At 39.8% G+C, this 24940-nt stretch carries 26 protein-coding genes and 1 other annotated feature; of the genes, 3 read left to right on the forward strand and 23 right to left on the reverse strand.

Features of this window, described 5'->3' with window-relative positions; all coding sequences use genetic code 11:
- Positions 1–9: 9 nt before the first annotated feature.
- The 8 genes from rseP to BN1875_RS01380 form a co-directional block, all read right to left on the reverse strand.
- On the reverse strand, positions 10–1278 hold the full coding sequence (gene rseP / locus BN1875_RS01345; protein WP_048603080.1) for an RIP metalloprotease RseP: 1269 nt from the start codon (positions 1276–1278) through the stop codon (positions 10–12).
- A 146-nt stretch (positions 1279–1424) separates the two neighbouring features.
- Positions 1425–2222 carry a phosphatidate cytidylyltransferase gene (locus BN1875_RS01350; RefSeq protein ID WP_048603081.1) on the reverse strand — a complete coding sequence of 266 codons (798 nt, stop codon included), beginning with the start codon at positions 2220–2222 and terminating at the stop codon, positions 1425–1427.
- Positions 2222–3022: an isoprenyl transferase gene (locus BN1875_RS01355; RefSeq protein WP_048603082.1), complete on the reverse strand. Its 801-nt coding sequence runs from the start codon at positions 3020–3022 to the stop codon at positions 2222–2224. The genes BN1875_RS01350 and BN1875_RS01355 overlap by 1 nt, the downstream gene beginning before the upstream one ends.
- A gap of 150 nt (positions 3023–3172) precedes the next feature.
- Positions 3173–3730 carry a ribosome recycling factor gene (gene frr, locus BN1875_RS01360; protein WP_048603083.1) on the reverse strand — a complete coding sequence of 186 codons (558 nt, stop codon included), beginning with the start codon at positions 3728–3730 and terminating at the stop codon, positions 3173–3175.
- Between the two features lie 2 nt (positions 3731–3732).
- A complete protein-coding gene (gene pyrH / locus BN1875_RS01365) occupies positions 3733–4455 on the reverse strand; it encodes a UMP kinase (protein WP_048603084.1) in 723 nt (240 codons plus the stop codon).
- Positions 4456–4587: 132 nt separating this feature from the next.
- Positions 4588–5469, reverse strand: a complete 882-nt coding sequence (gene tsf / locus BN1875_RS01370; protein WP_048603085.1) for a translation elongation factor Ts — start codon at positions 5467–5469, stop codon at positions 4588–4590.
- A 114-nt stretch (positions 5470–5583) separates the two neighbouring features.
- A complete protein-coding gene (gene rpsB, locus BN1875_RS01375) occupies positions 5584–6381 on the reverse strand; it encodes a 30S ribosomal protein S2 (RefSeq protein ID WP_048603086.1) in 798 nt (265 codons plus the stop codon).
- A gap of 233 nt (positions 6382–6614) precedes the next feature.
- The gene (locus BN1875_RS01380; protein WP_048603087.1) at positions 6615–6848 is read right to left on the reverse strand and encodes a hypothetical protein; all 234 of its coding nucleotides are present in this window, start codon (positions 6846–6848) and stop codon (positions 6615–6617) included.
- A 244-nt stretch (positions 6849–7092) separates the two neighbouring features.
- On the opposite strand from BN1875_RS01380, the gene BN1875_RS01385 reads away from it, so the two are divergent.
- On the forward strand, positions 7093–7563 hold the full coding sequence (locus BN1875_RS01385; protein WP_048603088.1) for an arginine repressor: 471 nt from the start codon (positions 7093–7095) through the stop codon (positions 7561–7563).
- 47 nt (positions 7564–7610) lie between these two features.
- Here the strand turns inward: BN1875_RS01385 and argS are convergent, their stop codons facing one another.
- The 4 genes from argS to arcA all read right to left on the reverse strand — a co-directional run bounded on the left by argS (position 7611) and on the right by arcA (position 13143).
- Complete coding sequence (gene argS / locus BN1875_RS01390; RefSeq protein ID WP_048603089.1) at positions 7611–9302, reverse strand: arginine--tRNA ligase; 1692 nt, start codon at positions 9300–9302, stop codon at positions 7611–7613.
- 67 nt (positions 9303–9369) lie between these two features.
- Positions 9370–9561: a binding site (T-box leader), on the reverse strand.
- 192 nt (positions 9562–9753) lie between these two features.
- Positions 9754–10698: a carbamate kinase gene (gene arcC, locus BN1875_RS01395; RefSeq protein ID WP_048603090.1), complete on the reverse strand. Its 945-nt coding sequence runs from the start codon at positions 10696–10698 to the stop codon at positions 9754–9756.
- A gap of 116 nt (positions 10699–10814) precedes the next feature.
- Entirely contained in the window at positions 10815–11834 is a 1020-nt protein-coding gene (argF, locus tag BN1875_RS01400) for an ornithine carbamoyltransferase (protein ID WP_048603091.1), read from the reverse strand.
- A 76-nt stretch (positions 11835–11910) separates the two neighbouring features.
- On the reverse strand, positions 11911–13143 hold the full coding sequence (arcA, locus tag BN1875_RS01405; RefSeq protein WP_048603092.1) for an arginine deiminase: 1233 nt from the start codon (positions 13141–13143) through the stop codon (positions 11911–11913).
- Between the two features lie 481 nt (positions 13144–13624).
- On the opposite strand from arcA, the gene BN1875_RS01410 reads away from it, so the two are divergent.
- Positions 13625–14296, forward strand: coding sequence for a Crp/Fnr family transcriptional regulator (locus tag BN1875_RS01410; protein ID WP_048603093.1), 672 nt, complete (start codon positions 13625–13627; stop codon positions 14294–14296).
- 118 nt (positions 14297–14414) lie between these two features.
- Here the strand turns inward: BN1875_RS01410 and tsaD are convergent, their stop codons facing one another.
- The 8 genes from tsaD to BN1875_RS01450 all read right to left on the reverse strand — a co-directional run bounded on the left by tsaD (position 14415) and on the right by BN1875_RS01450 (position 21957).
- Entirely contained in the window at positions 14415–15422 is a 1008-nt protein-coding gene (gene tsaD / locus BN1875_RS01415) for a tRNA (adenosine(37)-N6)-threonylcarbamoyltransferase complex transferase subunit TsaD (protein WP_048603094.1), read from the reverse strand.
- A complete protein-coding gene (gene rimI, locus BN1875_RS01420; RefSeq protein ID WP_048603095.1) occupies positions 15419–15889 on the reverse strand; it encodes a ribosomal protein S18-alanine N-acetyltransferase in 471 nt (156 codons plus the stop codon). The genes tsaD and rimI (BN1875_RS01420) overlap by 4 nt, the downstream gene beginning before the upstream one ends.
- The gene (gene rimI / locus BN1875_RS01425) at positions 15882–16424 is read right to left on the reverse strand and encodes a ribosomal protein S18-alanine N-acetyltransferase (protein ID WP_048603096.1); all 543 of its coding nucleotides are present in this window, start codon (positions 16422–16424) and stop codon (positions 15882–15884) included. Before rimI (BN1875_RS01425) ends, rimI (BN1875_RS01420) begins: the two co-directional genes overlap by 8 nt.
- Complete coding sequence (tsaB, locus tag BN1875_RS01430) at positions 16408–17121, reverse strand: tRNA (adenosine(37)-N6)-threonylcarbamoyltransferase complex dimerization subunit type 1 TsaB (RefSeq protein WP_048603097.1); 714 nt, start codon at positions 17119–17121, stop codon at positions 16408–16410. Before tsaB ends, rimI (BN1875_RS01425) begins: the two co-directional genes overlap by 17 nt.
- Before the next feature lie 114 nt (positions 17122–17235).
- Positions 17236–18222, reverse strand: a complete 987-nt coding sequence (locus tag BN1875_RS01435) for a LacI family DNA-binding transcriptional regulator (RefSeq protein ID WP_048603098.1) — start codon at positions 18220–18222, stop codon at positions 17236–17238.
- 12 nt (positions 18223–18234) lie between these two features.
- Positions 18235–19713, reverse strand: coding sequence for a UDP-glucose--hexose-1-phosphate uridylyltransferase (galT, locus tag BN1875_RS01440; RefSeq protein ID WP_048603099.1), 1479 nt, complete (start codon positions 19711–19713; stop codon positions 18235–18237).
- A 15-nt stretch (positions 19714–19728) separates the two neighbouring features.
- Positions 19729–20718 carry a UDP-glucose 4-epimerase GalE gene (gene galE / locus BN1875_RS01445; RefSeq protein WP_048603100.1) on the reverse strand — a complete coding sequence of 330 codons (990 nt, stop codon included), beginning with the start codon at positions 20716–20718 and terminating at the stop codon, positions 19729–19731.
- A 78-nt stretch (positions 20719–20796) separates the two neighbouring features.
- Positions 20797–21957 carry a galactokinase gene (locus BN1875_RS01450; RefSeq protein WP_048603101.1) on the reverse strand — a complete coding sequence of 387 codons (1161 nt, stop codon included), beginning with the start codon at positions 21955–21957 and terminating at the stop codon, positions 20797–20799.
- Positions 21958–22100: 143 nt separating this feature from the next.
- On the opposite strand from BN1875_RS01450, the gene BN1875_RS13355 reads away from it, so the two are divergent.
- Entirely contained in the window at positions 22101–22268 is a 168-nt protein-coding gene (locus BN1875_RS13355) for a DUF3042 family protein (protein WP_069959616.1), read from the forward strand.
- Between the two features lie 22 nt (positions 22269–22290).
- Here the strand turns inward: BN1875_RS13355 and BN1875_RS01455 are convergent, their stop codons facing one another.
- From BN1875_RS01455 to BN1875_RS01465, 3 genes are all read right to left on the reverse strand, one after another.
- Entirely contained in the window at positions 22291–24090 is a 1800-nt protein-coding gene (locus BN1875_RS01455; RefSeq protein WP_048603102.1) for an FAD/NAD(P)-binding protein, read from the reverse strand.
- Entirely contained in the window at positions 24087–24440 is a 354-nt protein-coding gene (locus tag BN1875_RS01460; RefSeq protein ID WP_048603103.1) for a DUF488 domain-containing protein, read from the reverse strand. Before BN1875_RS01460 ends, BN1875_RS01455 begins: the two co-directional genes overlap by 4 nt.
- Before the next feature lie 98 nt (positions 24441–24538).
- Complete coding sequence (locus BN1875_RS01465) at positions 24539–24937, reverse strand: rhodanese-like domain-containing protein (protein WP_048603104.1); 399 nt, start codon at positions 24935–24937, stop codon at positions 24539–24541.
- Between the last annotated feature and the right edge of the window lie 3 nt (positions 24938–24940).

A 24940-nucleotide genomic window follows, 5' to 3' on the forward strand; every position in this document is an offset into this window, starting at 1 on the left:
CCAACTATTTTAGAAAAAGAAACGTTGGATATCATTCCACGTAACAAAGACCATCAACACCATCAGCAACCCAAAGCCGACAAGTGTCAGTATGCCTTCCTTTTCTTGACTCAAAGGTTTGCCTCTAACGCCTTCAAAAATATTTAAAACTAATTTTCCACCATCCAATGCAGGAATCGGCAATAAATTAAAGATTCCCAGATTCATCGATAAAACTGCCATCAGTAATAACACCGTCATTGGACCCTGCTCAGCTGCCTGAGAGGACATTTGAAACATTGCTACTGGTCCGCCCAATTTATTAATATCCGGTTGCACAATCAAACTCCCTAATGCGGTAAAAATTGCTAGTGAACTGTCGATTGCCTGTCGAAATCCGCCAGTGATTTTAGCAGAAAATCCAGTATCCATCGGTACGTGAATACCTAGTTTTCCCACTGTTTGATTGCCGCTTTTCTCAGCTTCAGGTGTGATTGTCTTTTCAAATTTTTCCGATCCTCTTTGTACTTCAAAGGTCAGTTCCTTATCAGGATTTTCAGTAATAATCGTTGTTAATTCATTCCAATTATTGATCTTTTCTCCGTCGATACTGACAATTTTATCCTTCTCCTCCAGTCCGGCTTGTGCCGCCACCCCATCGGGAAGAACTTCACCAATTGCATTTGTATTGGTGATAGTAACGCCACCTTGCATGAAGGTAATAAAAATAAAAAGTAAAATCGCTAAAATAAAATTATTCATAGGTCCGGCAAAATTTGTCAACATCCGTTGCCATAGTTTTGCTGATTGGAATTGGACATCCCGTGGTGCAATACGAACCTCGGTGCCATCCTGCTCAATAATCGTCGCATCATGCAAAACAGAATAGGTCACTAACTGGCTCTCATCGCCATTGATGTACCCGGAAATCGTCAGCTTATCTTCCAAATCAGCTTCTGCCAACTCCATTGGAAATCCATTTGGTAACTGGATTTTTTTACTGGTATTGATTTTGGTGATATCTCCTTGCTCATTTTGTAAAAGTGCAATGGGCATGCCCGGTGAAAGCTCCGTTTCATCTTCCCCCATCCCTGCCATGCGAACATATCCACCAATTGGCAATAATCGTAATGTATACGTTGTACCGTCTTTTCCTTGATGACCATAAATTTTTGGCCCCATTCCGATAGCAAATTCCCGCACTAAGATTCCCGCACGTTTTGCAAAAAAGAAGTGACCAAATTCATGTATGATTACGATAACACCAAAGACAATGATAAATGTCAAAGCTGTTTTCATCTTGTTTCCTCACTTTCAAAGTGTATTAAAATCAAATTAAAACTCTTTTCTATTCTATCATACCGGAAATGAATAACCAATCATCCCTTTTTGGATTGATTAGAAAAAAACTGTAGCCGCTCAAAGCAACTACAGTACGGTTTCTTTTAAAAAACTCCTAATAAATGCATAATAGGGAAAACGAATAATAAACTGTCAAAGCGATCTAAAATTCCGCCGTGTCCTGGTAGAATATTTCCTGAATCTTTGACTCCGTAATGCCGTTTGATCGCTGACTCTACTAAATCACCAAATTGACCAACAACGGAAAAAACAATGGTCAAAATCAACATAATCGGTGTACTGTGTCCAAAAAATTGTTTCCCTGGAAATAGTAGTAAATAAATTGCAGCCACTATCACTGCACTTAAAATTCCGCCCAGAGCGCCTTCTACCGTTTTATTAGGTGAAATTTCCGGCCATAATTTTTTTCTGCCGTATCTGCGACCAACCATATAGGCACCGATGTCCGTCGCCCAAACAACAAACAAACCAAAAACTAATACCGTCAAACTTTCACTTCGCGCTGCGACGAAGTTTTGGAACCCAACACCAACATACAAACTAACGATTACTGGAAAACCCGCTTCATCAATCGTATACGTATTTTTAGAAACAACGGAGACTCCCAACAAAATCATCACTGTCAAATAAAAAAGTAAATAAGGATTTGTCTGTTCCGGCAAAATCAACCAGCGATTGATCGGCAACACCAGAAAAACGGCACCGATTGCTGAAATGATTCCTTCAAAACTAACAATATTCAATCCTTTCATTCTAAAAAGCTCATAAACCCCAACGATTGCCAACAAGGCCGCCGTAATTTCAATAGCGATGCCACCCACATAAATAATCGGCAAAAATAATGCCAAGGCAACAACCGCTGTAATCACACGTTGCTTCACTATTTATCCTCCTCTTTGCTTTTCAGTCCGCCAAATCGTCGGTCACGATTTTGGAAGGACGCAATTGCCATTTCTAACAGCTCTCCGTTAAAGTCTGGCCAAAGTGCTTTTGTAAAAAAGAATTCACTATATGCTATCTGCCATAACAAAAAGTTGCTGATTCGTTCTTCTCCACTCGTTCGAATCACCAGCTCCGGATCTCGCAAATCCACAGGTAAAAAACCGGTCATTAGATGATCTGCAATCATTTCTTCTGTGATGTCATCTGAAGAAATTGTCTCTTTTTCTATTTTTTTCGTAATATTTTGAACAGCCGTCACGATTTCTGCACGACTGCCATAATTCAACGCAAAATTTAGAATCATCCCCGTATTTTCTTTGGTTTGCTCCATGGCTCTTTCAACCGCCCCTTGGGTATGGGCCGGCAACAAGTCCGTATACCCCATCACATGGACCCGCACATTTTCTTTGATCAATTCAGGAACGAAGGTATCAAAAAAATCGACAGGCAGCTGCATCAAAAAATTGACTTCATCTGTCGGTCGTTTCCAGTTCTCTGTAGAAAACGCATAAAGAGTCAACACTTTGACACCAAGTTTTGACGCATGCTTGGTAACCGTTTTGACTGTTTCCATTCCTTCTTTATGACCCGCGACCCGTGGCAAGCGCCGATTTTGTGCCCAGCGACCATTTCCGTCCATAATAATCGCTATATGTTTAGGAATCGGTCCATCTTGTGCAAACGCAAAGTCGCCTGTTTCCTGGATATATTTATTTTTTTGTGGAAAAAAACGTAACATAAGCTCGGCTCCTAACGAATTTACAATTTCATCTTCCCCATTATAACAATAATTCCATAAGTTTCCTATGAAAAATCACCTTTGTTGTAGTGATTTTACTGAAAAAAAAGAAATCTGACGAACACGCCAGATTTCTTTTGTACTTACGAATTATACTTCCAATAATTCTTTTTCTTTATCAGCAGCAATTTTATCGATTGCTTTGATGCTATCATCCGTCAACGTTTGCACATCTTTTTCCATTCCTCGCAAATCGTCTTCGGTGATATCACCGTCTTTTTGTTGTTTTTTGTAGCTGTCCATTGCATCACGACGAATGTTGCGAATCGCAATTTTTGCATTTTCAGCTTCTTTTTTTACTTCTTTTGCTAATTCTTTTCGGCGTTCTTCCGTCAGTTGTGGAATAACTAAACGAATCACATTGCCGTCATTTGCTGGTGTGATTCCGATATCACTTGTTAAAATCGCTTTTTCAATATCTTGAATGATCGATTTGTCAAATGGTGTTACCATCAAAACTCTCGCCTCTGGAATGGTGATTGAAGCCAATTGATTGATTGGTGTTGGTGCGCCATAGTAGATCACTGAAACACGATCCATCAAGCTGGCATTCGCACGACCTGCACGAATTTGACCAAGATCACGCTGCAAACTTTCTGCAGCTTTTTTCATTTTTTCTTTTGCTTCTGCCATTATTGCATCTGCCATTACTATTTCCCCCTAACTGTTGTTCCGATATTTTCTCCCATAACCGCACGGCGGATATTACCTGCTTCATTCAGATTGAAAACAACCAACGGAATATCGTTGTCCATACTTAATGAGCTTGCGGTGGAATCCATTACTTGTAATCCTTTTGCAATCACATCTAAATGAGTCAATTCATCAAATTTCACTGCATTAGCATCTAATTTTGGATCTGCAGAGTATACGCCATCCACATTGTTTTTTGCCATCAAAATAACGTCAGCATTGATTTCAGCCGCACGCAACGCTGCGGTCGTATCGGTTGAGAAATAAGGATTGCCGGTTCCGCCTGCAAAAATAACAATTCGTCCTTTTTCCAAGTGTCGTTCAGCACGGCGCCGAATGTATGGTTCAGCGATTTGACGCATCTCGATAGATGTTTGCACTCGTGTCGGTACTCCTTCATTTTCAAGAGTATCCTGCAACGCCAACGCGTTCATGACAGTTGCCAACATGCCCATATAATCTGCTTGGGCACGTTCCATTCCCATTTGTGCGCCGATTTGTCCTCGCCAGATATTGCCTCCGCCAACTACAATCGCCATCTCAACGCCCAACTCATGGACTTCTTTGATTTGTTTCACGATTTCTTTGATGGTTGGTGGTTTGATTCCAAAGCCGTCTTCACCCGCTAATGCTTCACCACTTAATTTTAGGACAACTCGTTGATATTTTGTTTTAGCCATTATGATTCCTCCGTATTTCTCTACTGTTATTGTAGCATATCGCTAAAGTTATGCCAGTAATAACTTGACAGACTTGCTTAAAAAAAGGGAGCGCACAATTCATGCGTCCCCATCTATTCAACTGAATAGTAATTATTTTTTCACTTGGCTCATAACTTCTTCAACAAAGTTATCTTCGCGTTTTTCGATTCCTTCGCCAACTTCAAAGCGGACGAATGATTTCACCGTTGCACCTTTTGATGCCACATATTTTTCAACCGTCATATCTGGATCTTTAACAAATGGTTGGTCAACCAAAGCGATTTCTGCTTTGAATTTGCTCAAACGACCTTCAACCATTTTTTCAACGATTTTAGCTGGTTTGCCTTCGTTTAATGCTTGTTCTGTCAACACAGCTTTTTCATGTTCTAATTCTGCTGCAGGGATTTCTTTTTCGTTTACATAACGAGGATTGATAGCTGCGACGTGCATTGCTACATCTTTTGCTACTGAATCGTCTGTTGTTCCTTCTAAAACAGTTAACACAGCGATACGTCCGCCCATGTGCAAGTAACCGCCAAATGCTGCGTTATCCTCTTTTTCAACAACTTCAAAACGACGGAAGCTGATTTTTTCACCAATTACTTGTGTTGCTTCGATCATCGTTGCTTCAATCGTACCTTTTGCTGTTTCAAGCTTCATTGCAGCTTCCATGTCAGCAGGTTTATGTTCAGCAATCAATTCCGCAACTTCTTTAACTAGGTCTTGGAACATTTCATTTTTAGAAACAAAGTCTGTTTCTGAGTTGATTTCAACAATAGAAGCTACGTTGCCTTTTACTGCAACAGCTGCTAATCCTTCAGCAGCGATACGATCGCTTTTCTTCGCAGCTTTAGCCATTCCTTTTTCACGTAAAAGATCCACTGCTTTTTCCATATCGCCTTCTACTTCTACTAATGCGCGTTTCGCATCCATCATTCCTACGCCGGTCATGTCGCGCAGTTCTTTTACCATTTTAGCTGTAACGTCTGCCATTTTAAAAATTCCCTCCTGAATTGGTTGATTTATAATTATTTTCTTAAAAAAAGCTGTTTCAAAGGAGAGTGAGGCTTGACCGCCTGGCCTTTGAAACAGCTCCGTCATTCAAAATTATTCAGCTGAATCAGCAGAAGTATTGTCGCCTTCTACTACATCAACGATTTCTTCGATTGAAGTTGCATTTTCAGTAGTTTCTGCTGCAAAATCTTCTTCTACAACTTGATCTTCCCCTTGATTTCCTTCGATGAAGGCATCAGCCATTTTAGCAGTAATCAATTTTACCGCACGGATTGCATCATCATTTGAAGGGATAACTACGTCGATTTCATCTGGATCACAGTTCGTGTCAACCATAGCGACGATTGGGATATTTAGTTTGTGTGCTTCTTGAACAGCAATGCGTTCTTTACGTGGGTCAACGATGTACATTACATCAGGAATTCTTGGCATATCAGCGATACCGCCTAAGAATTTTTCAAGACGTTCACGTTCTTTGTTCAAACCAACAACTTCTTTTTTAGGAAGGACATCAAATGTACCGTCTTCTTCCATTTTGCTGATTTGTTTCAAACGTGCAACACGTTTTTGGATTGTTTCCCAGTTAGTTAAAGTTCCACCTAACCAACGATGGTTTACAAAGTATTGACCTGCGCGGGTAGCTTCTTCTTTAATCGCTTCTTGTGCTTGTTTTTTTGTTCCTACGAACAATGCAACGCCGCCTTCTTCTGCAACGTTTCTCATGTAGTCGTAAGCTGCATCGACTAATTTAACTGTTTTTTGCAAGTCGATGATGTAGATTCCGTTTCTTTCAGTGAAGATATATTTCTTCATTTTTGGGTTCCAGCGACGTGTTTGGTGTCCAAAGTGTACGCCGGCTTCTAGCAATTGTTTCATACTGATTACTGCCATGATTTGTTTCCTCCAATTGGTTTTTGTTTTCCTCTTAAAAGCCGTAAACTCCACAGCAGACTTCGCAAGCAAAGCACCCTGACTGTAAATAGACCTTTAATGTGGATTTGTGCAAGACTCGCTCACACCTAGAACAGTATACAGTAGGCAAAACTAAAATGCAACGATTTTTCCCGTTAAAAAAAACACATTCTTCTGATTTTCATCGAGAACGCGTTTATTGAATTCAGTACTTATTTTGCTAAACCTTGTGAAAAATGAGTCATTGCTTGTTTGACTTCATCTACTTTATCTTCTTTAACCAATGGTAAAAGCTTTGCTTGCAGTTTCTCAAAATCTGCATAGGTAAAGTTTTCTACTTGTTGATCTGCAAATGACTTTACTAATAGCTTTTTTGCCTCATCCACATGGGCCGCTTCTACGCGATCTAAAAAGAAATGCAAAAATTTTTCTTGTCCAGTTTCCATTAAGATTCACTCCTTTAGAATTTCATTGCTAAAAGAAAGCAACGAGTTATTTCTAAGTAAAGTATACTCCAATTCAAAAAAATACGTTACTTTAAACGCTTCTCTCAATATAAAAATCATAATCTTATTGACCAATTAAGATGAAAATTCAGCTTTTACGGATAAAAATTCACTCATCAAAGTGGGCAGAAGGAAAATGATTTGCTATGATGAAAGGAACAAAACGAATAAAGGAGATTCTACTATGCGCAAAGCTGACCGACACTTACTAATTAAACAGATCATTAGCAGCCAAACAGTCCGCACTCAAGAAGAATTGCTTCGATTATTGGAAGAAAAAGGCGTCACTGCGACGCAAGCAACGATTTCCCGCGATATTCGCGATTTAAAAATCATCAAAGCCCCTGACGAAACCGGTCAAGCACGGTTTGAAATTTTCCAAGGAGAACGTTTTGGACAAGACGGACAGGAAGAAGAACAACGATTGATCCACATGATCGAAGATGTTGTGACGAAAGTCGATCGGGTTCAATTTTTGACCATCGTCAATACTTTGCCGGACAATGCCCAATTGATTACAGCGGTCATTGATGAAGTCCACATTCCTGAAAAAGTAACGACCATCGCCGGTTTTGACACGGTCATTATTATCTCCCGAACAGAAGAAGATGCAAAAAAAATGGAACGCTATTTCAAAAACCACATATTAGCATAGTGAAAAGACTGACATCAATCGATGTCAGTCTTTTTTTGGCTATTTTCTTACATTTTGTCTGGCGCATGAAGTCCCAAGAGACGTAAATCTTCTTTCAACAAGACTGTAACGGCATAAACTAATGCCAAACGAGCATCTTTTTGTCCGTCATCTGCCAAAATTTTAGTTTGAGCATAGTATTTATTGAAAGCTTGTGCCAATTTAATCGCGTGTTTTGCAATAACAGATGGTTCAAATTTTTCTGCTGCTTGCATGATTGTTTCAGGATATTTTTGAACCAGCTTGATGACTTCCCAGCTTCCTTCATCAGCTAATGCGTAACTTTGATCGGCTTGAGGAACAAAGCCGGCTTTGGCAAGAATGCTCATTGCTCGTGCGTGGGTATATTGTACGTAAGGACCGGTTTCTCCTTCAAAGCGCACCACTTCTTCCAAAGTAAAGTCAAAGGTATTCAAACGATCATTTTTTAAATCATGGAAAATCACAGCTCCAACGCCGACTTGTTTTGCTACTTCATCTTTGTTTTCCAAATCAGGATTCTTCTCTGTAATTTGCTCCTTGGCAGAATCGATGGCTTGATTCAAAACTTCTTCAAGTAAAACGATTTTTCCTTTACGGGTGGATAATTTCTTCCCGCCTTGGGTAATCAAACCAAATGCAATATGATGCATGTCATCTGACCAATCAAAGCCCATTTCCTTCAATACAGCTTTTAATTGTTTAAAGTGATAGCTTTGTTCATTCCCAACAACATAAATAGATTGGGCAAAGTCATACGTCCGTTTACGATACAAGGCAGCCGCCAAGTCACGAGTGATATATAAAGTGGCTCCGTCTGACTTACGGATCAAAGCAGGGTTTAGATCATAGGCAGAAAGGTCAACGATTTCTGCGCCCTTATCTTCTTTCAACAGATGTTTTTCTTCAAGTAATTCGATGACTTCATCCATTTTATCATTGTAAAAAGCTTCCCCATTTAAAGAATCAAACTCGACACCCAACATGTCATAAATTTTATTGAACTCTTTCATGGATTCATCACGGAACCATTGCCATAAGCTAACAGCTTCTTCGTCGCCGTCTTCTAATTTTTTGAACCAAGCCCGTGCTTCATCATCCAATTCTGGTTCTGTTTCAACAACTTCATGGAATTGAACATACAAACGTAATAATTCATTGATTGGTTCAGCTTTAACAGCTTCTTCAGAGCCCCATTTTTTGTAACCTACAATCAATTTTCCAAATTGAGTACCCCAGTCGCCCAAGTGATTGATACGAATCGGATTGTAGCCGATTTTTTCCATAATAAACCCAATGGAATTTCCGATTACGGTAGAACGTAAATGTCCCATTGAAATTGGTTTGGCAATGTTTGGTGAAGACAAGTCAATCGGTACATTTTTGTTTTCGCCGATGGAAGCATCCCCGTAATGATTCTTTTCTTTTACGACGGTTGCCAATACTTTTTCGCTGATGCTGGCTTTATTCATAAAAAAGTTCAAATAAGGTCCAACTACTTCGATTTTTTCAAAATCTGCCCCATCGATTTTTTCTGCTAATTCCGGTGCGATTTGTTGTGGTGCTTTACGATAGGCTTTTGCTAATGCAAAAGCCGGAAAAGCCACGTCTCCGTGATCTGCCGATTTTGGGTTTTCCAATAATTTTTCTACTTGTTCTAAGGATAGATCATCCTTGACTACCTCATAAATAGCTTTTGCAACGACATCTTTATTATTCATTTTACTTCCTCCTTGATTTTTTGAGAGATGATTTGAAGCAACAAAAAAAGCCCCCAGTGAATCCTTCACCAGAGACGAGATTACCCGCGGTACCACTCTAATTGTTCTAAAAAGAACCTGCTTCTCTAATAACGGTAGATAGCCGTCTGCTAGGCAGATTTTCCCAAGTGCGGTTCTCTCTTGTTTTCCCATTCGGCTCTCACCTGCCCGAACTCGCTATACGTTCATCAAAAGATACTCTCTTGTTCATCAAATCGTTTATTAAACTGCATTGATTATAGCAAAGGTTTTTGTGAATGGCTAGTATTTTCCTGTTTGCGAATTAATTTTTAAATATTTTTAATCAAAATTTCTTTTCACGTTTCTTTAAAAGCCTTGAAGTATGCACTAAAGGAGAAAATCACACACTTCAAGGTTTTCTATAAACCAATCGCCTACGCGATAGATTCACTTATTTTGCGACAACAATCGTTCCTTCTTCATTGGCTAATAGGTTTTCGATGTTTTCCAATGAAGTGATGATTGCTTTGCCCTCTGGACGAGCTTCAGCAAATTCGATTGCTGCTTGAACTTTTGGCAGCATACTGCCTGGTGCGAACTGGTTCTCTTCGATGTATTGCTTCATTTCAGCCACAGTAACTGTCTCTAATTTTTTTTGATCAGGTTTTTGATAATTCACATAAACATTATCCACTCCGGTCAAAATAATCAGCAAATCTGCTTCAATGATTTCTGCCAATTTTTCTGAAGCAAAATCTTTATCGATCACTGCTTCGCGACCTTCTAAACCGTTAGCTGTTTCAACAACGGGAATCCCACCGCCTCCAACTGAAACGGTAATCACTCCTTGATTGACCAGACTTTCAATTACTCGTGCTTCCTTAATTGAAATTGGTTTTGGTGAAGCGACTACTTTTCGCCAGCCACGACCGGCATCTTCTTTAAAGGTTGCGCCGGTCTCTTTCATTTGTTGTTGTGCTTCTGTTTCAGTAAAAAATGGACCAACTGGTTTCGATGGACTTTGGAAAGAAGGATCATTTTCATCGACGATAACTTGCGTAACTAAAGAAACGACATCTTTATCGATTCCTTTTTCTTTTAGAGTACTGCCCATTTCATTTTGCAGCCAATACCCAATAGATCCTTCTGTCATAGCGACACAGGTATCAAGCGGCATTGCTGGTGTTTTTTCAGAATCGGCTGCTGCTTGCTGGATCAATAAGTTTCCCACTTGTGGACCGTTTCCGTGAGAGATAATCAATTCATCGCCTTGCTCAATAAATTTCACTAAATATTTTGCAGTTTCACGTAACGCGCTTTGTTGTGCTTGGGCAGTTGCGTCATCAGAAAGAATAGCATTTCCCCCTAATGCGACAACAACTTTACGATTTGCCATGATGGCACGCTCCTTTTCGACATTTTTAAGAATGACAAAGCGGGCCAGCGCCTGTCGCCTGTTTTTTCAAACCTACAACGTTCTGACCCGCTTTTGTTAAAGTAAGTAGTTTTTATTTATACTCGGGGAATAAACAGGTTGCCCAAAGTTGCTGCCATGATGGCTTTAATGGAGTGCATCCGATTTTCCGCTTGATCAAATTGACGGGCATATTTGCTGTTGAATACTTCGTCTGTCACTTCCATTTCCGTGATACCGAATTTTTCTTTCATTTGTTCCCCGTAAACCGTTTTTGTATCATGGAATGCTGGCAAGCAGTGCAAGAAAATCAGTCTGTCTGTGTTGTGGGTTTTTTCAATCATTTCCATATTGATTTGATAAGGTTTCAGTAATTTGATGCGTTCTTCAAATTTGTCTTCTTCTCCCATTGAAACCCATACATCAGAATAAAGAACATCTGCACCGTCAACGCCTTTATCTACGTCATCTGTAATCATTAATTTCGCACCTGTCTTCGCTGCAAAACCTTCTGCTAATTTCACAACTTCTTCGTCCGGTTGTAACTCTTTCGGTGCCACGATACGCATATGTGTTCCTAAAATCGCACCAGTTACCAATAAAGAATTTGCCATATTGTTCCGACCATCGCCACAATAAGCAACTGTAATACCTTCCACCGTTCCAAAGTTTTCTTGGATTGTTAAGAAGTCAGCAATCATTTGCGTTGGATGCCATTCATCTGTCAAACCGTTCCAAACAGGTACACCGGAGAATTCTGCTAGTTCTTCGACCATTTTTTGACTGAATCCGCGGAATTCAATTCCATCAAACATCCGACCAAGAACTTTGGCTGTATCTTCCGTCGATTCTTTTTTTCCTAATTGGATATCATTCGCACCCAAATATTCTGGATGTGCACCTAAATCCACTGCAGCAGTAGTAAAGGCTGCCCGTGTCCGAGTCGATGTTTTTTCAAAAAGCAGTGCGATATTTTTTCCTTCTAAATAGTGATGAGGAATGCCGCGTTTTTTTAGATCCTTTAAATGTTCTGAAAAATCGATTAGGTATTGTAGTTCTTCTTTGGTGAAATCTTTCTCAGCTAATAAACTTCTTCCTTGAAATACAGATTCTTTCATATTGGTACTCTCCTTTAGTTTGGTCATTAAATGAATCCGAAGGCAATGAGATCACCGCCTCGGAAAAGTCAACGAATTATTTTTTCAAATCTTCACGAACGAGAGGTTGACTCATGCAACGTGGGCCACCACGACCGCGGGACAATTCCCCTGAATGGATTTCCAACACTTTGATGCCATAGCTGCGCAACAATTCATTGGAAACATAGTTACGATTATAAGTGACTACCACACCCGGTGCGATTGCCAATGTATTTGATCCGTCATTCCATTGTTCCCGAGGTGCAACAATAGCATCCCCGTTTCCAGTTGGAATCAAAACCAAATCGTCTAAATGCAATGCTGCTTTTAATGTACCATGTAAATCTTGGCTATGTGAAATTTTGATGTCGTCACCATCTGGTTCAATTGTGTAAACGTCGATTTTTCCGTCAGCATCTTGAATTTCTGGATGAATCGTAAATTTATCGTAATCAACCATTGTAAAAACAGTATCTAAGTGCATCATCGCGCGATTATGCGGGATTTTGATTGCCAAGACTTTTTTAAAGCCAGCATTTTTTGCGAACAAATTGCGGGCTAATTTTTCTAGTGAACGCGCATGCGTCCGTTGGGAAATTCCGATAGCTACTACTTCATCGCTAAGAACTAGTTCGTCGCCACCTTCAATATGCCCATCGACATCACGATCCAACCAAACTTCAACACCTTTATTTGCGAAGCGTGGGTGATGATTTAGGATATAGGTTGTAAACATTGATTCCCGACGTCGTGCTTCAAATGCCATTTTGTTAACTGTCATTCCGTTTCCGATTGAGGCGGACGGATCTCGTGTGAAATATAGATTTGGCATTGGGTCCATAAAGAATGGGTAGTCATCATCTTTTGAAAGATCAAATAAAGAGTGTGGTTTGACATCGATTTCTTTCGTCCGAACACCCGCCATGATTTTATTAACCATGTCTTGGGTTTCCATTGACAATAAGTATTCAAACAATCCTTGACGAACCGTGGCAGAGTCAATAAAGGATTCATCCAACATTCGATTTAAGAATTCTTCTTTGACGTTGCCCGCATCAATTGCTTCAGCAACTAGCTTTTCTAAGTACAAGGTTTCAGTTCCGTTGTCTTGCAATACTTTGGCGAACTCATCATGTTCGTCCTGAGCGACTGGAAGATACGGAATATCATCAAACAATAGACGTTCCATAATATCTGGGGTTAAATTTTCTACCTCTTGTCCCGGTCTTTTCAATAAGACGGTTTTCAATTTTCCTATTTCAGAAAATACGTGAATCGGTTTATCCATTTTGCTGCCTCCTCTTTCTTGATTACATGAATAGCTTAACGCGTTACGGAAAGCCCTTTCAAAAATATTCGTCATTGGAAATGCCAAATATTTCACGTTAATAGTTCTGTTATTTATATTTAACCGTATTTATTCTTTATTGTCAAAAAAATCCGTTGTTTTTATGCAAAATAAGAAACAAAAAAATATTTATTCATTCAAAAAAAATTATTGTATATTTTTATTTTTCGTTTTTAAATAATATTGTTATCGCTTTCTAATGTCAGTATTTTCCTTTTTATGTATATTTTTTTTATACACAAACAGATTTTATTCATTTTTACAACTATTATGTATCTTTTATTTATTATGAATGAATTGATTATTTAATGCTCCTTTCAAAGGAAATTTTTGCCATATTCTTTGCATTTTTATCTTTACAAACATTTAAAAAAAAGCAACAATTGATATGAGAGAAATAACCAAGAGATGAGGGCTATGAATGTATACCGATAAAACCGATTTTCAATTTTCTCGTTTACGCTATCAGGATGACTTCGAACATTTGACAGAAGAAGAATTTAATCTTTTAAAGGCCAATGTCCTGCTACGCTCGTACAAAAAAGGACAGATTCTTTTTGATGAGGGCGATCCTCGTGATCGTCTGTACTTCGTCACTGAAGGGCTTGTCCGTTTAGAACGCTACGATGAAAGCGCCACTTACTATTACTATGACTATGTATCAAATTGCAGTGTTTTTCCAATGGGGGGCATTTTCCGTGAAGAGTTATATTCCCACAGTGCTCAAGCGTTGACCGATATTGATACTTTTTATTTTCCGGCACAGATTTTTGAACAGATCTGTCAGAATAATCCAAAGCAGCTGATTTACTTAATAAAAAAATTAAACGGCATTATTGCCTCCCACCAATTACGATTGCAAACTGGATTGACCTCAAATGCCCATGATCGTGTGACACAAAATCTTTACATTTTAAAAAAAGAATTAGGAAAAAAAGAAGCAACCAAAACGGTGATTCCTTTTCCTATTACCCTGAAAGAATTAGCTGTCAACAGTGGAACGACTCGCGAAACGGCTGGTCAGGTCATTAAAAAAATGAAGAAAAAAGGCTTGTTGGATTACGACAAAAAAATGTTTACCTTTTATGATTGAGAAAAGCTTCGATTCTATGCAAAAAATCCGAAGAATAGGAAATGCCTATTGTCCAGTGGTCTTTGTCAGAAGACTGTGACGTGTCAGGTTCCTATTTTCCGGATTTTTTTGTATTTTATTAAAAGGATAAACTTGGGACAGCATTTAACTGCCAATCAGCAAAATGTCGTTTTTTTAATTCAATATGAGCTGCTGCACCGATCATTGCGGCATTGTCGCCACATAATTTCAACGGCGGAATAATCAATTCGACATTAGGCAGTGTTGATGCCACCTGCTGCTGCAAACTTTCTCGCAGCCCTTGATTCGCTGCTACTCCACCAGCGACAACTACTTGTTTGACCGGATATTTTTGGCAGGCTTTAATCGTCTTTGTTGTTAAAACATCAACCACACTTGCCTGAAAACTTGCAGCTAAATCATTGGGCACCAGTTTTTCTCCCCGTTGTTCTGCATTATGAACTAGATTGATAAAGGCACTTTTTAAACCACTGAAACTAAAATCAAAATTGTCTTCATGAATCATTGCCCGTGGAAAATGATACGTATCTTGTCCCTCATGAGCCATGCGGTCAATTTCTTTTCCGCTGGGATAAGTCAATCCCAAGACCCGACCAACCTTATCATATGCTTCACCAGCTGCATCATCCCGCGTTTCTCCAATAATTTCATAAGAACCATCTTCTGCCATATAAACAAGCTCCGTATGCCCGCCACTGACCAACAGCGCCATTAATGGAAATTCCAACGGTTTGACAAAACGGGCCGCATAAATGTGACCTGCCATATGACTAACAGGAATCAACGGCAGACTATTTGCCCAGGCGAAGGCTTTTGCTGCAGAAATACCAATTAACAACGCACCGACTAAACCCGGTCCATAGGTTACTGCCACTGCCGTCAAATCTTCAGGAGTTACTTTGGCTTCTTGCAACGCATCATCGATACAGCTGGTAATTTGTTCAACATGGTGTCGGCTGGCAACTTCCGGCACAACACCACCAAAACGTTGGTGACTTTTAATCTGAGAAGCCACGATATTGCTACAAATTATCGCCCCATCTTTTACGACCGCGACACTTGTTTCATCGCAACTGCTTTCAATTGCTAAAATCAATTCATTCATTCATTTTCCCTTACTTTCTTACGCATCACTAACGCATCTTCCACAGGTGCCGAATAATACTCTTTTCGCCGACTGATAATTTCAAACCCACAAGTCAGATACAAATTTTGTGCTGCATGGTTAGAGACCCGCACTTCTAAAAAAATAGTTGCTGGAGTCATTCCCAGCTGTTGAATCAAATGCTGCAATAATTTTTTACCGTGTCCCTTTCCTTGCTCCCTCACCGAAACTACAAGATTTGAAATTTCTACTTCTGATAACAAGTGTTGATACCCAAGAAATCCAATCAGTCTTTCTTCTTGTTTCAGAAGTAAGTAATTGTTATACGGTGTCTTCATATCTTCAAGAAACTGTTCTTGTGTCCAGGGGGAATGATAGGTGTAGGCTTCATTTGCCAAATGATAAACAGATGCTGCCCATTTTTCACTTTCTTCTTTTTGTGCTTTTATAATTTGCAACTTATTCATTTATGTATTTCACCATATCTAATGCATCCTCATTTGTTTCATCATAATAGCCATTTTTAATCGTTCGTGACACAAAGCCAAATTTTCGGTACAAACGTTGGGCATCGCGATTCCCAAGACGGACCTCTAAAGATAAAATCTCACACCGCTGTTTCCGCGCATAGCTCTCGATTTCCTCCAGTAAAAAAGTACCCAGTCCTCTTCCTTGATAAGTAGGCAAAATAGCAATATTGGTAATATGTCCATCGTTTCCAGTGACTCGGCAACCAATAAATCCGACTAATTCGCCGCCATACTCAAGACAAAGATACAGATGAGGCACAGACGATAACAACTCAGAAAGAAAAGCGGCTCGTGTCCACGGTACCTCCCCTGCATAAACGTGCCGTTCTACCTGCAAAAGAGCTTTAATATCTTCCCGCTTCATTGCTCGAACCAGATAGTCTGTTCCCTGAATTGATTTCACCCGCGTCGGATAGTTTGTCCTTTTTTTGAAGGGCCATTGTTGGATAAACAGACTAAATTTTTTCAACATACGCTTCATCTCCGGGTTCGTGAGACGCCAGCCATTTTTCTTCTGCCTCCACACGTTTTAAATAATTCGGTAAAAAAGTATCTACAGCTGTCACCGGTTTTTTTGCCCCCAATTCAGCAAGGACAACACCTGATGGATAGTTCCATTCAGGAATTTGATTGATTGTAGCATCAGGTAAATTCTGCTGAATCTGTTCCGTAAATTTTGACACATCTGCTCCGACAAAAAAAACTTTTTGCTCACGAACTTTTTCACTCAGTTCTTCAAAGGAGATATGCTGATCCGGCCACACATTTATCAATTGCTCTTTTTGCCATTGGTAGGCACCTGCGTAGACATTTCCCCGCCGTGCATCAAAAATTGGTAAAATCCACCCATCGATGTTGCGACAATTTGCAGCAATCACGGCTAAACTTGATACGCCCACAAGCTCCGCAGACAACGTATCTGCCAAGGTTTTCCCGGTCGTAACACCTATCCTCAAACCGGTGTAGGAACCCGGACCTTGTGCAACCACGATTCGTGTAATCTCTTTTGGTTTCCAATGCACCATTTTCACAAGTCCAGCAATTGCCGGCATCAAGGTAACACTATGATTTTTATTTACAGTTGTCTGCAACTGCCCGACAACCTGATCTTCTTCCATCAGTCCGATTGCTAAGGATTGATTCGATGTATCAATGGCTAAAATTTTCATTTTTGCACCCTTCCTTTAAACACCATCATATTTTACCACAAATCAAAAAGAGGTACAGCCCATTGTTTTTCAAAACAAAAAAGCGGCTAAAACGAGCCGCTTTTTACTATCATTTTACTTTTTTGTCGATTCCCGTAAAACTAATTTCGTTCCCAATGTAATTTTTCTAGGAACGGGAGCTTTTTCTTTACTAATATCTTGCAACGTAGTTAGAGCCAGTTCTCCCATCCATTCAGTCGGAACATTAATGGTAGAAAGTGCTGGAAACACATACTTGGCAACACTGACATCATTAAAGCCAATCAGTGAGATATCCTTTGGCAAGGACAGTCCTTTTTCTTGAATCGCCCGCATCGCACCGATTGCTAAGGCATCACTGGAAGCAAAAAAAGCGGTTGGATACTCTTTATTCGCTGCAAGAAAAGTTTTCATCGCTTGATAACCACCTTCCACGGAAAATTCCGCAGAAAGATGACTGTCCGCATCGTATATTTTTAATTGCGTCATCCGCCGACGAAAAGCCGTTAAGCGGGGATCTTCAATTTCATTGTGGTTTCCCTTGGTATATTCCAAACCAGAAAGAATTCCGATTTTCTCATGTCCCTCTGCAATAAAATGATCAATTACCAAATCTACTGCTTGTTGAAAATCAACCGTCAATGAATCATAGCCTTCACTCATCGCATCATAGTCCACAAAAAGAATCGGCTGATTCAGTTGAGAAAACCGTTTGACTTGTTTTCCATCAAATTTCCCCAGAGCAATCGTTCCATCCGTCTGTGTTTCGGAAAGCTGATCAAACGGTTCCTTAATCAAGCGGATATTCAATTCTTCTGCTTTATTCTCAATCCCCAAACGAATTGCGAGATAATACAAATCCGCCAATTCTTCTTCTGCCTCGTACCATTGGACTAAACGAAAAACCTGCGCTTCTTTTTTCTGTTTGATTTTGTATTTCGTATAATTCAATGCTTCTGCCGCTTCAAAAATCTTTTGTTTTGTTTCTTGACCGACTGAAAGCTCACGATCATAATTCAATACGCGAGAAACGGTTGCCGGTGAGACACCCGCTTTTTCTGCGATATCTTTAATGGTAGCCATTCCTTACTCCCTTCACAAAACTTCTATAAACCGAGCAAAGGCAGCCTGTCCTTGTTCATCTCGTTTGAAAACACCGGCATCTTCCAACACCCGTGCAAAAATCAGTCCTACTTCTTTGCGCAGGATAGCTTCCGTTGTTTCTTTCGTAAACGTATAGTTGGTTTTCAATTCATTCGCCCATTTCAAATGATAAGGTGCGATTTGATTGACTTCACCTAAAAGATATTTTTCGACTTCCACCAATTCAGTAGCTAAACGTGGGGGCAAAACAGCCAGTCCCATGACTTCGATCAATCCGATATTTTCTTTTTTAATGTGTTGAACATCTTGATGAGGATGGAAAATACCGTCCGGATGTTCTTCGGAGACATTATTGTCTCGCAAAACCAAATCTAATTCGAACAAATTATCTTTACGACGAGCAATTGGTGTGACCGTGTGATGTGGCGTACCATCTTCCGAGTAAGCCGAAATTTCCACCGAGTAATCGGAGTAATCACGCCATTTTTCAAAAATAAATTCTGCTGCCTCCACCAATTCTTCTTGCTTTGCAGATTGCAAGCGAATAACGGAAAGAGGCCATTTGACAATTCCTGCTTGAACATTTGGAAAGTCAGATAACGTCACATTTTTCTCGATTGGGGCATTTGCCATTGCAAAAGTGTGTCTGCCACCTTGATAATGGTCATGAGATAAAATCGATCCACCAACGATTGGCAAATCCGCATTTGACCCTACAAAATAATGCGGTAAAACTTCCGTAATCCGCAACAAACGTTCGAAGGTCTCCTTGCTGATTTTCATTGGTCGATGTTCTTCAGCTAAAATAATACAATGTTCATTGTAATACGCATAAGGCGAATATTGAAAACCCCAACTCTCCCCATCCAGATTCATCCGAATGATTCGATGATTGGTTCGAGCAGGATAATTGACCCGACCTTGATAGCCTTCATTTTCCATGCAAAGCATACATTTAGGATAATTGACCGCTGTCACATTTCGAGCAGCAGCAATTTGTTTAGGATCTTTCTCTGGTTTCGAAAGATTAATAGTGATTTCCAATTCTCCGTATTCTGTCTCCACTGGAAAAACGATATTTTTTGCAATAGCACGAGTTTTGATGTAATCGTTTGTTTTACATAACTCGAAAAAGTAATCGGTAGCTTCTTGCGGACTTTTTGCATATTGTTGGGCAAAAAGTGCATTGACAACTGATGGTGGTGGTGTCAAAAAATCCATCAGTTGACTTTCCAAGATTTCTTTTTGCGGTGTGTCTGTGATTACACCATTTTTTTGGGCTTGCATAATTAATTGATCCAGCAATTCCACTGATGACTGTTGTGGTTTTTGGCTGATAGTTTCACCCAGCGAATCTTCTCCGATTAGCGCCAACAAGCGATTATGCAGGTAAAGACGATCAAGATCCATCCACCCACCTGCTTGGATGGCTAAAGTTGTAAAGTCAAAGATTGTTTGACTGATTGACATGAAATCTGTTCCCTCCTATTTTTCATACCCGTTTGGATGACTAACGTGCCAATCCCAAGCCGTTTGAATAATTGCTTTTACATCCGTATATTGCGGTTTCCAGCCTAATACTTCCTGTGCTTTATCACTTGCTGCAATCAAAGTACCTGGATCACCTGCACGACGTGGTGCTACGTTTGCCGGAATTTCTTTTCCTGTCACTTCTCGAGCAGCATCCAACATTTCTTTGACAGAATAGCCATGATTGCTTCCTAAATTAAAGGCATTGCTTTCATTGCCCGCTTTTAAATATTCCAATGCAAGGATATGAGCAGCAATCAAATCCTCTACCTGTACATAGTCCCGAACACAGGTCCCATCAGGTGTATCATAATCATCCCCAAAAATTGCCAACTGTTTCCGTTGCCCTAGTGCAACTTGCAAGATAATCGGTACCAAATGCGTTTCCGGATTGTGGTCTTCCCCAATGGAGGCGTCTGCTTTAGCGCCTGCTACATTAAAGTAACGCAAAGCAACATATTTCATTCCATACGCGTTGTCGCACCATTTCATCATTTTTTCCATCATTAATTTACTTTCGCCATAGGGATTTTTAGGCTTTTGTGGTGTTGTTTCGCGAATCGGTACTTCTTCTGGTTCTCCATAAGTAGCGGCTGTTGATGAGAAAACGATATGTTTCACATCATTTTCCTGCATCACTTCCAATAACACCTGCATCCCGTGGACATTGTTATTAAAATACATCAGCGGTTTTTCAACTGATTCTCCTACTAATGAGCTTGCAGCAAAGTGAATGACACCTTCGATGGCTTCTTTTTCAAATACTTGCTGCAAAAACGGTTTGTCCCGCACATCGCCTTCATAAAAACGTGCAGCAGGATGGATTGCCTGTTTATGTCCGGTTAATAAATTATCAACAACTACGACGTCGTATCCTTTTTCAATAAGCTGATCAACAGCATGAGAGCCGATGTAACCTGCCCCGCCTAATACTAAAACTGCCATTTTATCTTCTCCTTTGTCTGTTGGGTAACTAATTTTTCACTTTTTTCGACCTGCTCCACTAAAAACAGCCTCAGTAACCTAAGAAAGTTTTCTTGCCCCGTCATCAATGCTTGCTTTATAAATATCTGTGGCATAGCCGATTTTATTATTATACTCCTTCTTCACTGCGGCAACAAAATTTTCCCATTCAGAATCTTTGACTAGGGCAATCGCACAACCGCCAAAACCAGCGCCGGTCATCCGCGCACCGAGAACCCCGGGCTGTGCTTGAGCAGCAGAAACAAGTGTATCCAATTCGATACCAGTTACTTCATAATCATTTTGTAAAGAGTCATGAGAAGCATTCAATAATTTACCAAAGGTTTCTAAATCTCCTTTGACTAAAGCAGCCTTCGCTTTTAATGTCCGTTGATTTTCTGTGACCGCATGCTTTGCTCGTTTGATCAACGTGTCATCTTCGATAAGCTCTGTATGAGCATAGAACGTTTCTTCATCCAATTCACCAAGTGACTTGATCGTGAGCTTGGTTTGCAACCGGCTTAATGCCTCTTCACATTCCGCTCGCCGTTCATTATATTTGGAATCTGCTAATTCTCGCCGTTTGTTAGTGTTCATGATTGCAACCACGTATTCTCCAAATTCTGCCGGTACTACCTCATATTCCAATGTATTCGTGTCTAATAATAATGCATGATCTTTTTGTCCCATGCCAATCGCAAATTGATCCATAATCCCAGAATTAACACCGATAAATTTATTTTCTACTCGTTTGCCGGTAATGACCAAGTCAAGACGTTTCACCGTCAATTGGAATAAATCTTCTAAAATAACCCCCGTCAAAAGTTCAATAGAAGCAGAAGAGGAAAGACCTGCACCATTCGGAATCGTACCGTAAAAAACAATTTCCATCCCAGTGTCGATTGCATGTCCGTCTTCTTTTAGAAAATGCATCATTCCTTTTGGATAATTTGTCCAATCATGCTCTTTTTTATAGTGCAGATCATTGATTGAAAATTCGATGATTCCTTTTTCAGGAAAATTCTCCGAATATAAACGAACGAGATCGTCTTCCCGTTTTTTTGCTACACCAAATGTTCCAATTGTGATAGCTGCCGGAAAAACAAAACCACCATTATAATCCGTGTGCTCACCAATCAAATTAATTCTTCCTGGCGCAAAATATTCGCCTGTTGGTTCTGTTCCAAACTTTTCTTTGAAGATCTCTTGTAAATTTTTCATCGTACACCTCTCACTTTTTATTTAGTAAATTTATTATATAATATTTACTAAATATTTTCAACGTTTTTGCAAGTGTTTTAACTTTTCATTTTTCGCAGTTTCCGTCATAATGAAAGAAGAAGATAGGGAATGGAGTGAGTCCGATGAAAAAATTTGCTTCAGGTGTCTTAGTCGGCACATTAGCAACCGTAGCGGCAGCAGCAGGATTTGTCTTCGCTGTCAAAAAACAAGTGATCGATCCAATCGATGAAAAAGAAGCGATGATCGAAGAAAATCGTAAGAAAGCAATGCGCAAACGTGTTGCTCGCTAAAAAGAACCGCTGATTTCACTAATCAGCGGTTCTTTTTCATTAGTAATAGAGAAATCTTATCTGCCTGACGGAGATTCCATGCGTTGGTTCCTGGACGGGAAACGCTTGCTGTCAACCAGTCTTCTCCCTCGACTGGAAGACCAAAACAATAAAGGTTTGGCTGGGGAATTCCCTTTGAAGTCAACACACGATTGGTTTTTCTTTCAACAGCCAATGCACCAGTCTTCAATTTGCCTGAATAAGTAAAAGATGTTGCCAATCCTTGTTGGCGGAGATTTTTCAGCAAAGGATTTCTTGTAGCAAAAAGCTGTGTATCTGGTAATCTTGCTTCAATCAATGTGTCAGATAAAATTTTTTGTCCATTTAAAGAAACAGAAAATTTTTCATCTAACAATTTAATAGGCGTTTTGGGCGGAAGAATCGTCAAAATACCCGACTCAATCAGCGCAAGCAACTCTTCACTTCGTTCCAACGGTGGACCAATTGTTAAAAAAGCATCTAAGGGAACAAACCATTGCCACATACACTCTAATTCTTCCTTACTGAACAAATTATGAAACAGCATGAACCGCACCGGGTCTCGCAAATCTTTCCAGACGTCAATTGCTGCAGCTACCGGCCCATCTATGGTTCCTTTTTTCGCCTCACTAATTTGCCACTGCAAATAAGCTATCAGTTCTTGTTGAAAGGATTCTGTGAAAAACCGCGCCGGATCAGCTATCTTCTCCCAATTCCAACGCTGTTTATCCAACGAAGGAAATGTTGAAAGGATTTCTCTGCCCTTTTCAATAAACTGATTTGTAAATGTATCAACAGCAATCGGCAGTTTTTCTTCAAGAATTCGTTGTCGATAATAAACCAGCTCCACTTCCTTTTTCATGTTATCAAAAAAAGAAGGAACTTCTGCAGATTGTTTTCTTTTATTTAAGTACTCAGGAGTCAGAAAATGAGGTTTCGCTGCTTCTCCCCATCCTTTTTGATTTTTGCCTCGAGGAAAATAAGGGACCCCTCGTCTAGATACGGCATACATTTTCGGCTCTCTGCCTGAAGGGATGTACCGCAATTTTTCCTCTCCTTCAAATTTTCCACCTCGTTGCAAAGAAAACAAACTAAGATAATCAAAAAATGCCAATCCTAATCCCCGAAAAAAAATCGGCTGCGCTTCTGGAATCGAGTCCACCACGACATCGGCTGCATTACTTGGCGATTGGTAAATTAAGCCGTGTTTTTTCGCGTATTGAAAAAATTCCGTTTCTTCTTTAGTCCATTCATTTTGCCAATACCCAGTAGCCAGTGCCAATTGATCTACAACCTGTGGCTGATGCTCCGTGGTTACTAAAAAGCCTTGTTTATGAGGAAGTGCCGCAAGAACTTTAGTCTTAAAAAAAGTCACTTGTTTTTTTGGGGAGAGTTGTTGCCGTAACTGTTGATAAAACCATCGTTGGTAGAATCCGTAAAGCGCCCTGCTCGTGACATCGTTTTCCTTCAGCCGCAATACTTCTTCCATAAAATACTGTTTTTCTTTGCCGCCATTTCTTTTGATAAATTCATAACCAAGTTGCTTGCTCCATTGAAAAAGATCCAAGCCATTTCTTTTTTTTCCCATTATATCTACGCGATCATCCGTGAATAAAGTCACTTGCTGAGCAACGGTATTCATCTTTAAATTTTTGGATTGCTCTTCTCGCCAAACGCTGCCGCCAATCCCCACATGATCAAAAAGAAAAATTTCTATTGGTTCATCTGCCGCAGAATGATTTACCACTAAGCGCTCACACAAAGACAAGCCTCGAGGTCCTGCACCTACAATCCCAATTTTCATAGGCTTTCCAAATATTCTTTTAGTACGACTGCCTGGTTCTCGGTTTGATTTTTGGCACCGTATAAAAGAGTGACCGTTGGATATTTTTGGATGTCATCTTGCAAAATAGTCACTGCTTCTTTAGCAGGGGATATTTTTAATTCTGCAAGATATTTTTCTCGAAACATTGGATACTTCCCCGATTCATGATTAAACCATTTTCGCAACGCTGTCGTTGGCGCAATCTCTTTTAACCATTCATCCAATTTAGCCTCTGTTTTTTTTATTCCTCGAGGCCAAATGCGATCAACCAGTACCCGAAATCCGTCAGTTGGTTCTGCTTCTTCATAAATTCTCTTTAATTTGATCATTTCGATCCCCTCCACTTAAAGTGTAGCATTTTCAAAAAGAACCACAAAATCATTGCGCTTTTTCAAAAAAAATCACCCTTTTCAGAGTGATTTCTTGTTTAAATATTCTTAGATTTTGTTTTGCCCGTCCAGCTTTGATAGCCGCCCTTTAGCAAATACATATCTTTGTAGCCTTGTTTTCTTAATTTATTCGCCGCACGAATACTCATCGATTTTTTTTGATCGTAAATATAAACGGGTTGATCTTTACGGATACTATTGTAAGAATTCGACAAAACGGAATAAGGGATATTTCGTGCCCCTAAAATATGTCCTGCATCAAACTCGTCCTTTTCCCGAACATCAATCACTTGAGCTTTTCGCATACCTTCTTTAAATTCTTCTTCTGTTAAAACTTTTGCGGAACGTTTTGCCATGATACGTAGATACAATTCATTGGCTCCGATCGCTAGTAAAATCGCTAATAAAATAATATTGATCCAAGCTAAAGGACTCATTCA

It is taken from the genome of Enterococcus massiliensis (assembly GCF_001050095.1).
GTDB lineage: Bacteria > Bacillota > Bacilli > Lactobacillales > Enterococcaceae > Enterococcus_C > Enterococcus_C songbeiensis.

Bases quoted from the DNA above. Each gene is read 5' to 3' on its own strand.
- frr (WP_048603083.1), bottom strand. From the start codon at position 3,730: ATGGCAGATGCAATAATGGCAGAAGCAAAAGAAAAAATGAAAAAAGCT.
- BN1875_RS01465 (WP_048603104.1), bottom strand. From the start codon at position 24,937: ATGAGTCCTTTAGCTTGGATCAATATTATTTTATTAGCGATTTTACTA.
- BN1875_RS01410 (WP_048603093.1), top strand. From the start codon at position 13,625: ATGTATACCGATAAAACCGATTTTCAATTTTCTCGTTTACGCTATCAG.
- BN1875_RS01460 (WP_048603103.1), bottom strand. From the start codon at position 24,440: ATGATCAAATTAAAGAGAATTTATGAAGAAGCAGAACCAACTGACGGA.
- galE (WP_048603100.1), bottom strand. From the start codon at position 20,718: ATGGCAGTTTTAGTATTAGGCGGGGCAGGTTACATCGGCTCTCATGCT.
- argS (WP_048603089.1), bottom strand. From the start codon at position 9,302: ATGAATAATAAAGATGTCGTTGCAAAAGCTATTTATGAGGTAGTCAAG.
- rimI (WP_048603095.1), bottom strand. From the start codon at position 15,889: ATGAATAAGTTGCAAATTATAAAAGCACAAAAAGAAGAAAGTGAAAAA.
- BN1875_RS01380 (WP_048603087.1), bottom strand. From the start codon at position 6,848: ATGGAAACTGGACAAGAAAAATTTTTGCATTTCTTTTTAGATCGCGTA.
- tsaB (WP_048603097.1), bottom strand. From the start codon at position 17,121: ATGAAAATTTTAGCCATTGATACATCGAATCAATCCTTAGCAATCGGA.
- BN1875_RS13355 (WP_069959616.1), top strand. From the start codon at position 22,101: ATGAAAAAATTTGCTTCAGGTGTCTTAGTCGGCACATTAGCAACCGTA.
- pyrH (WP_048603084.1), bottom strand. From the start codon at position 4,455: ATGGCTAAAACAAAATATCAACGAGTTGTCCTAAAATTAAGTGGTGAA.
- BN1875_RS01385 (WP_048603088.1), top strand. From the start codon at position 7,093: ATGCGCAAAGCTGACCGACACTTACTAATTAAACAGATCATTAGCAGC.
- BN1875_RS01435 (WP_048603098.1), bottom strand. From the start codon at position 18,222: ATGGCTACCATTAAAGATATCGCAGAAAAAGCGGGTGTCTCACCGGCA.
- argF (WP_048603091.1), bottom strand. From the start codon at position 11,834: ATGAAAGAATCTGTATTTCAAGGAAGAAGTTTATTAGCTGAGAAAGAT.
- rpsB (WP_048603086.1), bottom strand. From the start codon at position 6,381: ATGGCAGTAATCAGTATGAAACAATTGCTAGAAGCCGGCGTACACTTT.
- BN1875_RS01355 (WP_048603082.1), bottom strand. From the start codon at position 3,022: ATGTTACGTTTTTTTCCACAAAAAAATAAATATATCCAGGAAACAGGC.
- BN1875_RS01455 (WP_048603102.1), bottom strand. From the start codon at position 24,090: ATGAAAATTGGGATTGTAGGTGCAGGACCTCGAGGCTTGTCTTTGTGT.
- tsf (WP_048603085.1), bottom strand. From the start codon at position 5,469: ATGGCAGACGTTACAGCTAAAATGGTAAAAGAACTGCGCGACATGACC.
- arcC (WP_048603090.1), bottom strand. From the start codon at position 10,698: ATGGCAAATCGTAAAGTTGTTGTCGCATTAGGGGGAAATGCTATTCTT.
- galT (WP_048603099.1), bottom strand. From the start codon at position 19,713: ATGTCAATCAGTCAAACAATCTTTGACTTTACAACTTTAGCCATCCAA.
- arcA (WP_048603092.1), bottom strand. From the start codon at position 13,143: ATGGATAAACCGATTCACGTATTTTCTGAAATAGGAAAATTGAAAACC.
- rimI (WP_048603096.1), bottom strand. From the start codon at position 16,424: ATGTTGAAAAAATTTAGTCTGTTTATCCAACAATGGCCCTTCAAAAAA.
- tsaD (WP_048603094.1), bottom strand. From the start codon at position 15,422: ATGAATGAATTGATTTTAGCAATTGAAAGCAGTTGCGATGAAACAAGT.
- rseP (WP_048603080.1), bottom strand. From the start codon at position 1,278: ATGAAAACAGCTTTGACATTTATCATTGTCTTTGGTGTTATCGTAATC.
- BN1875_RS01450 (WP_048603101.1), bottom strand. From the start codon at position 21,957: ATGAAAAATTTACAAGAGATCTTCAAAGAAAAGTTTGGAACAGAACCA.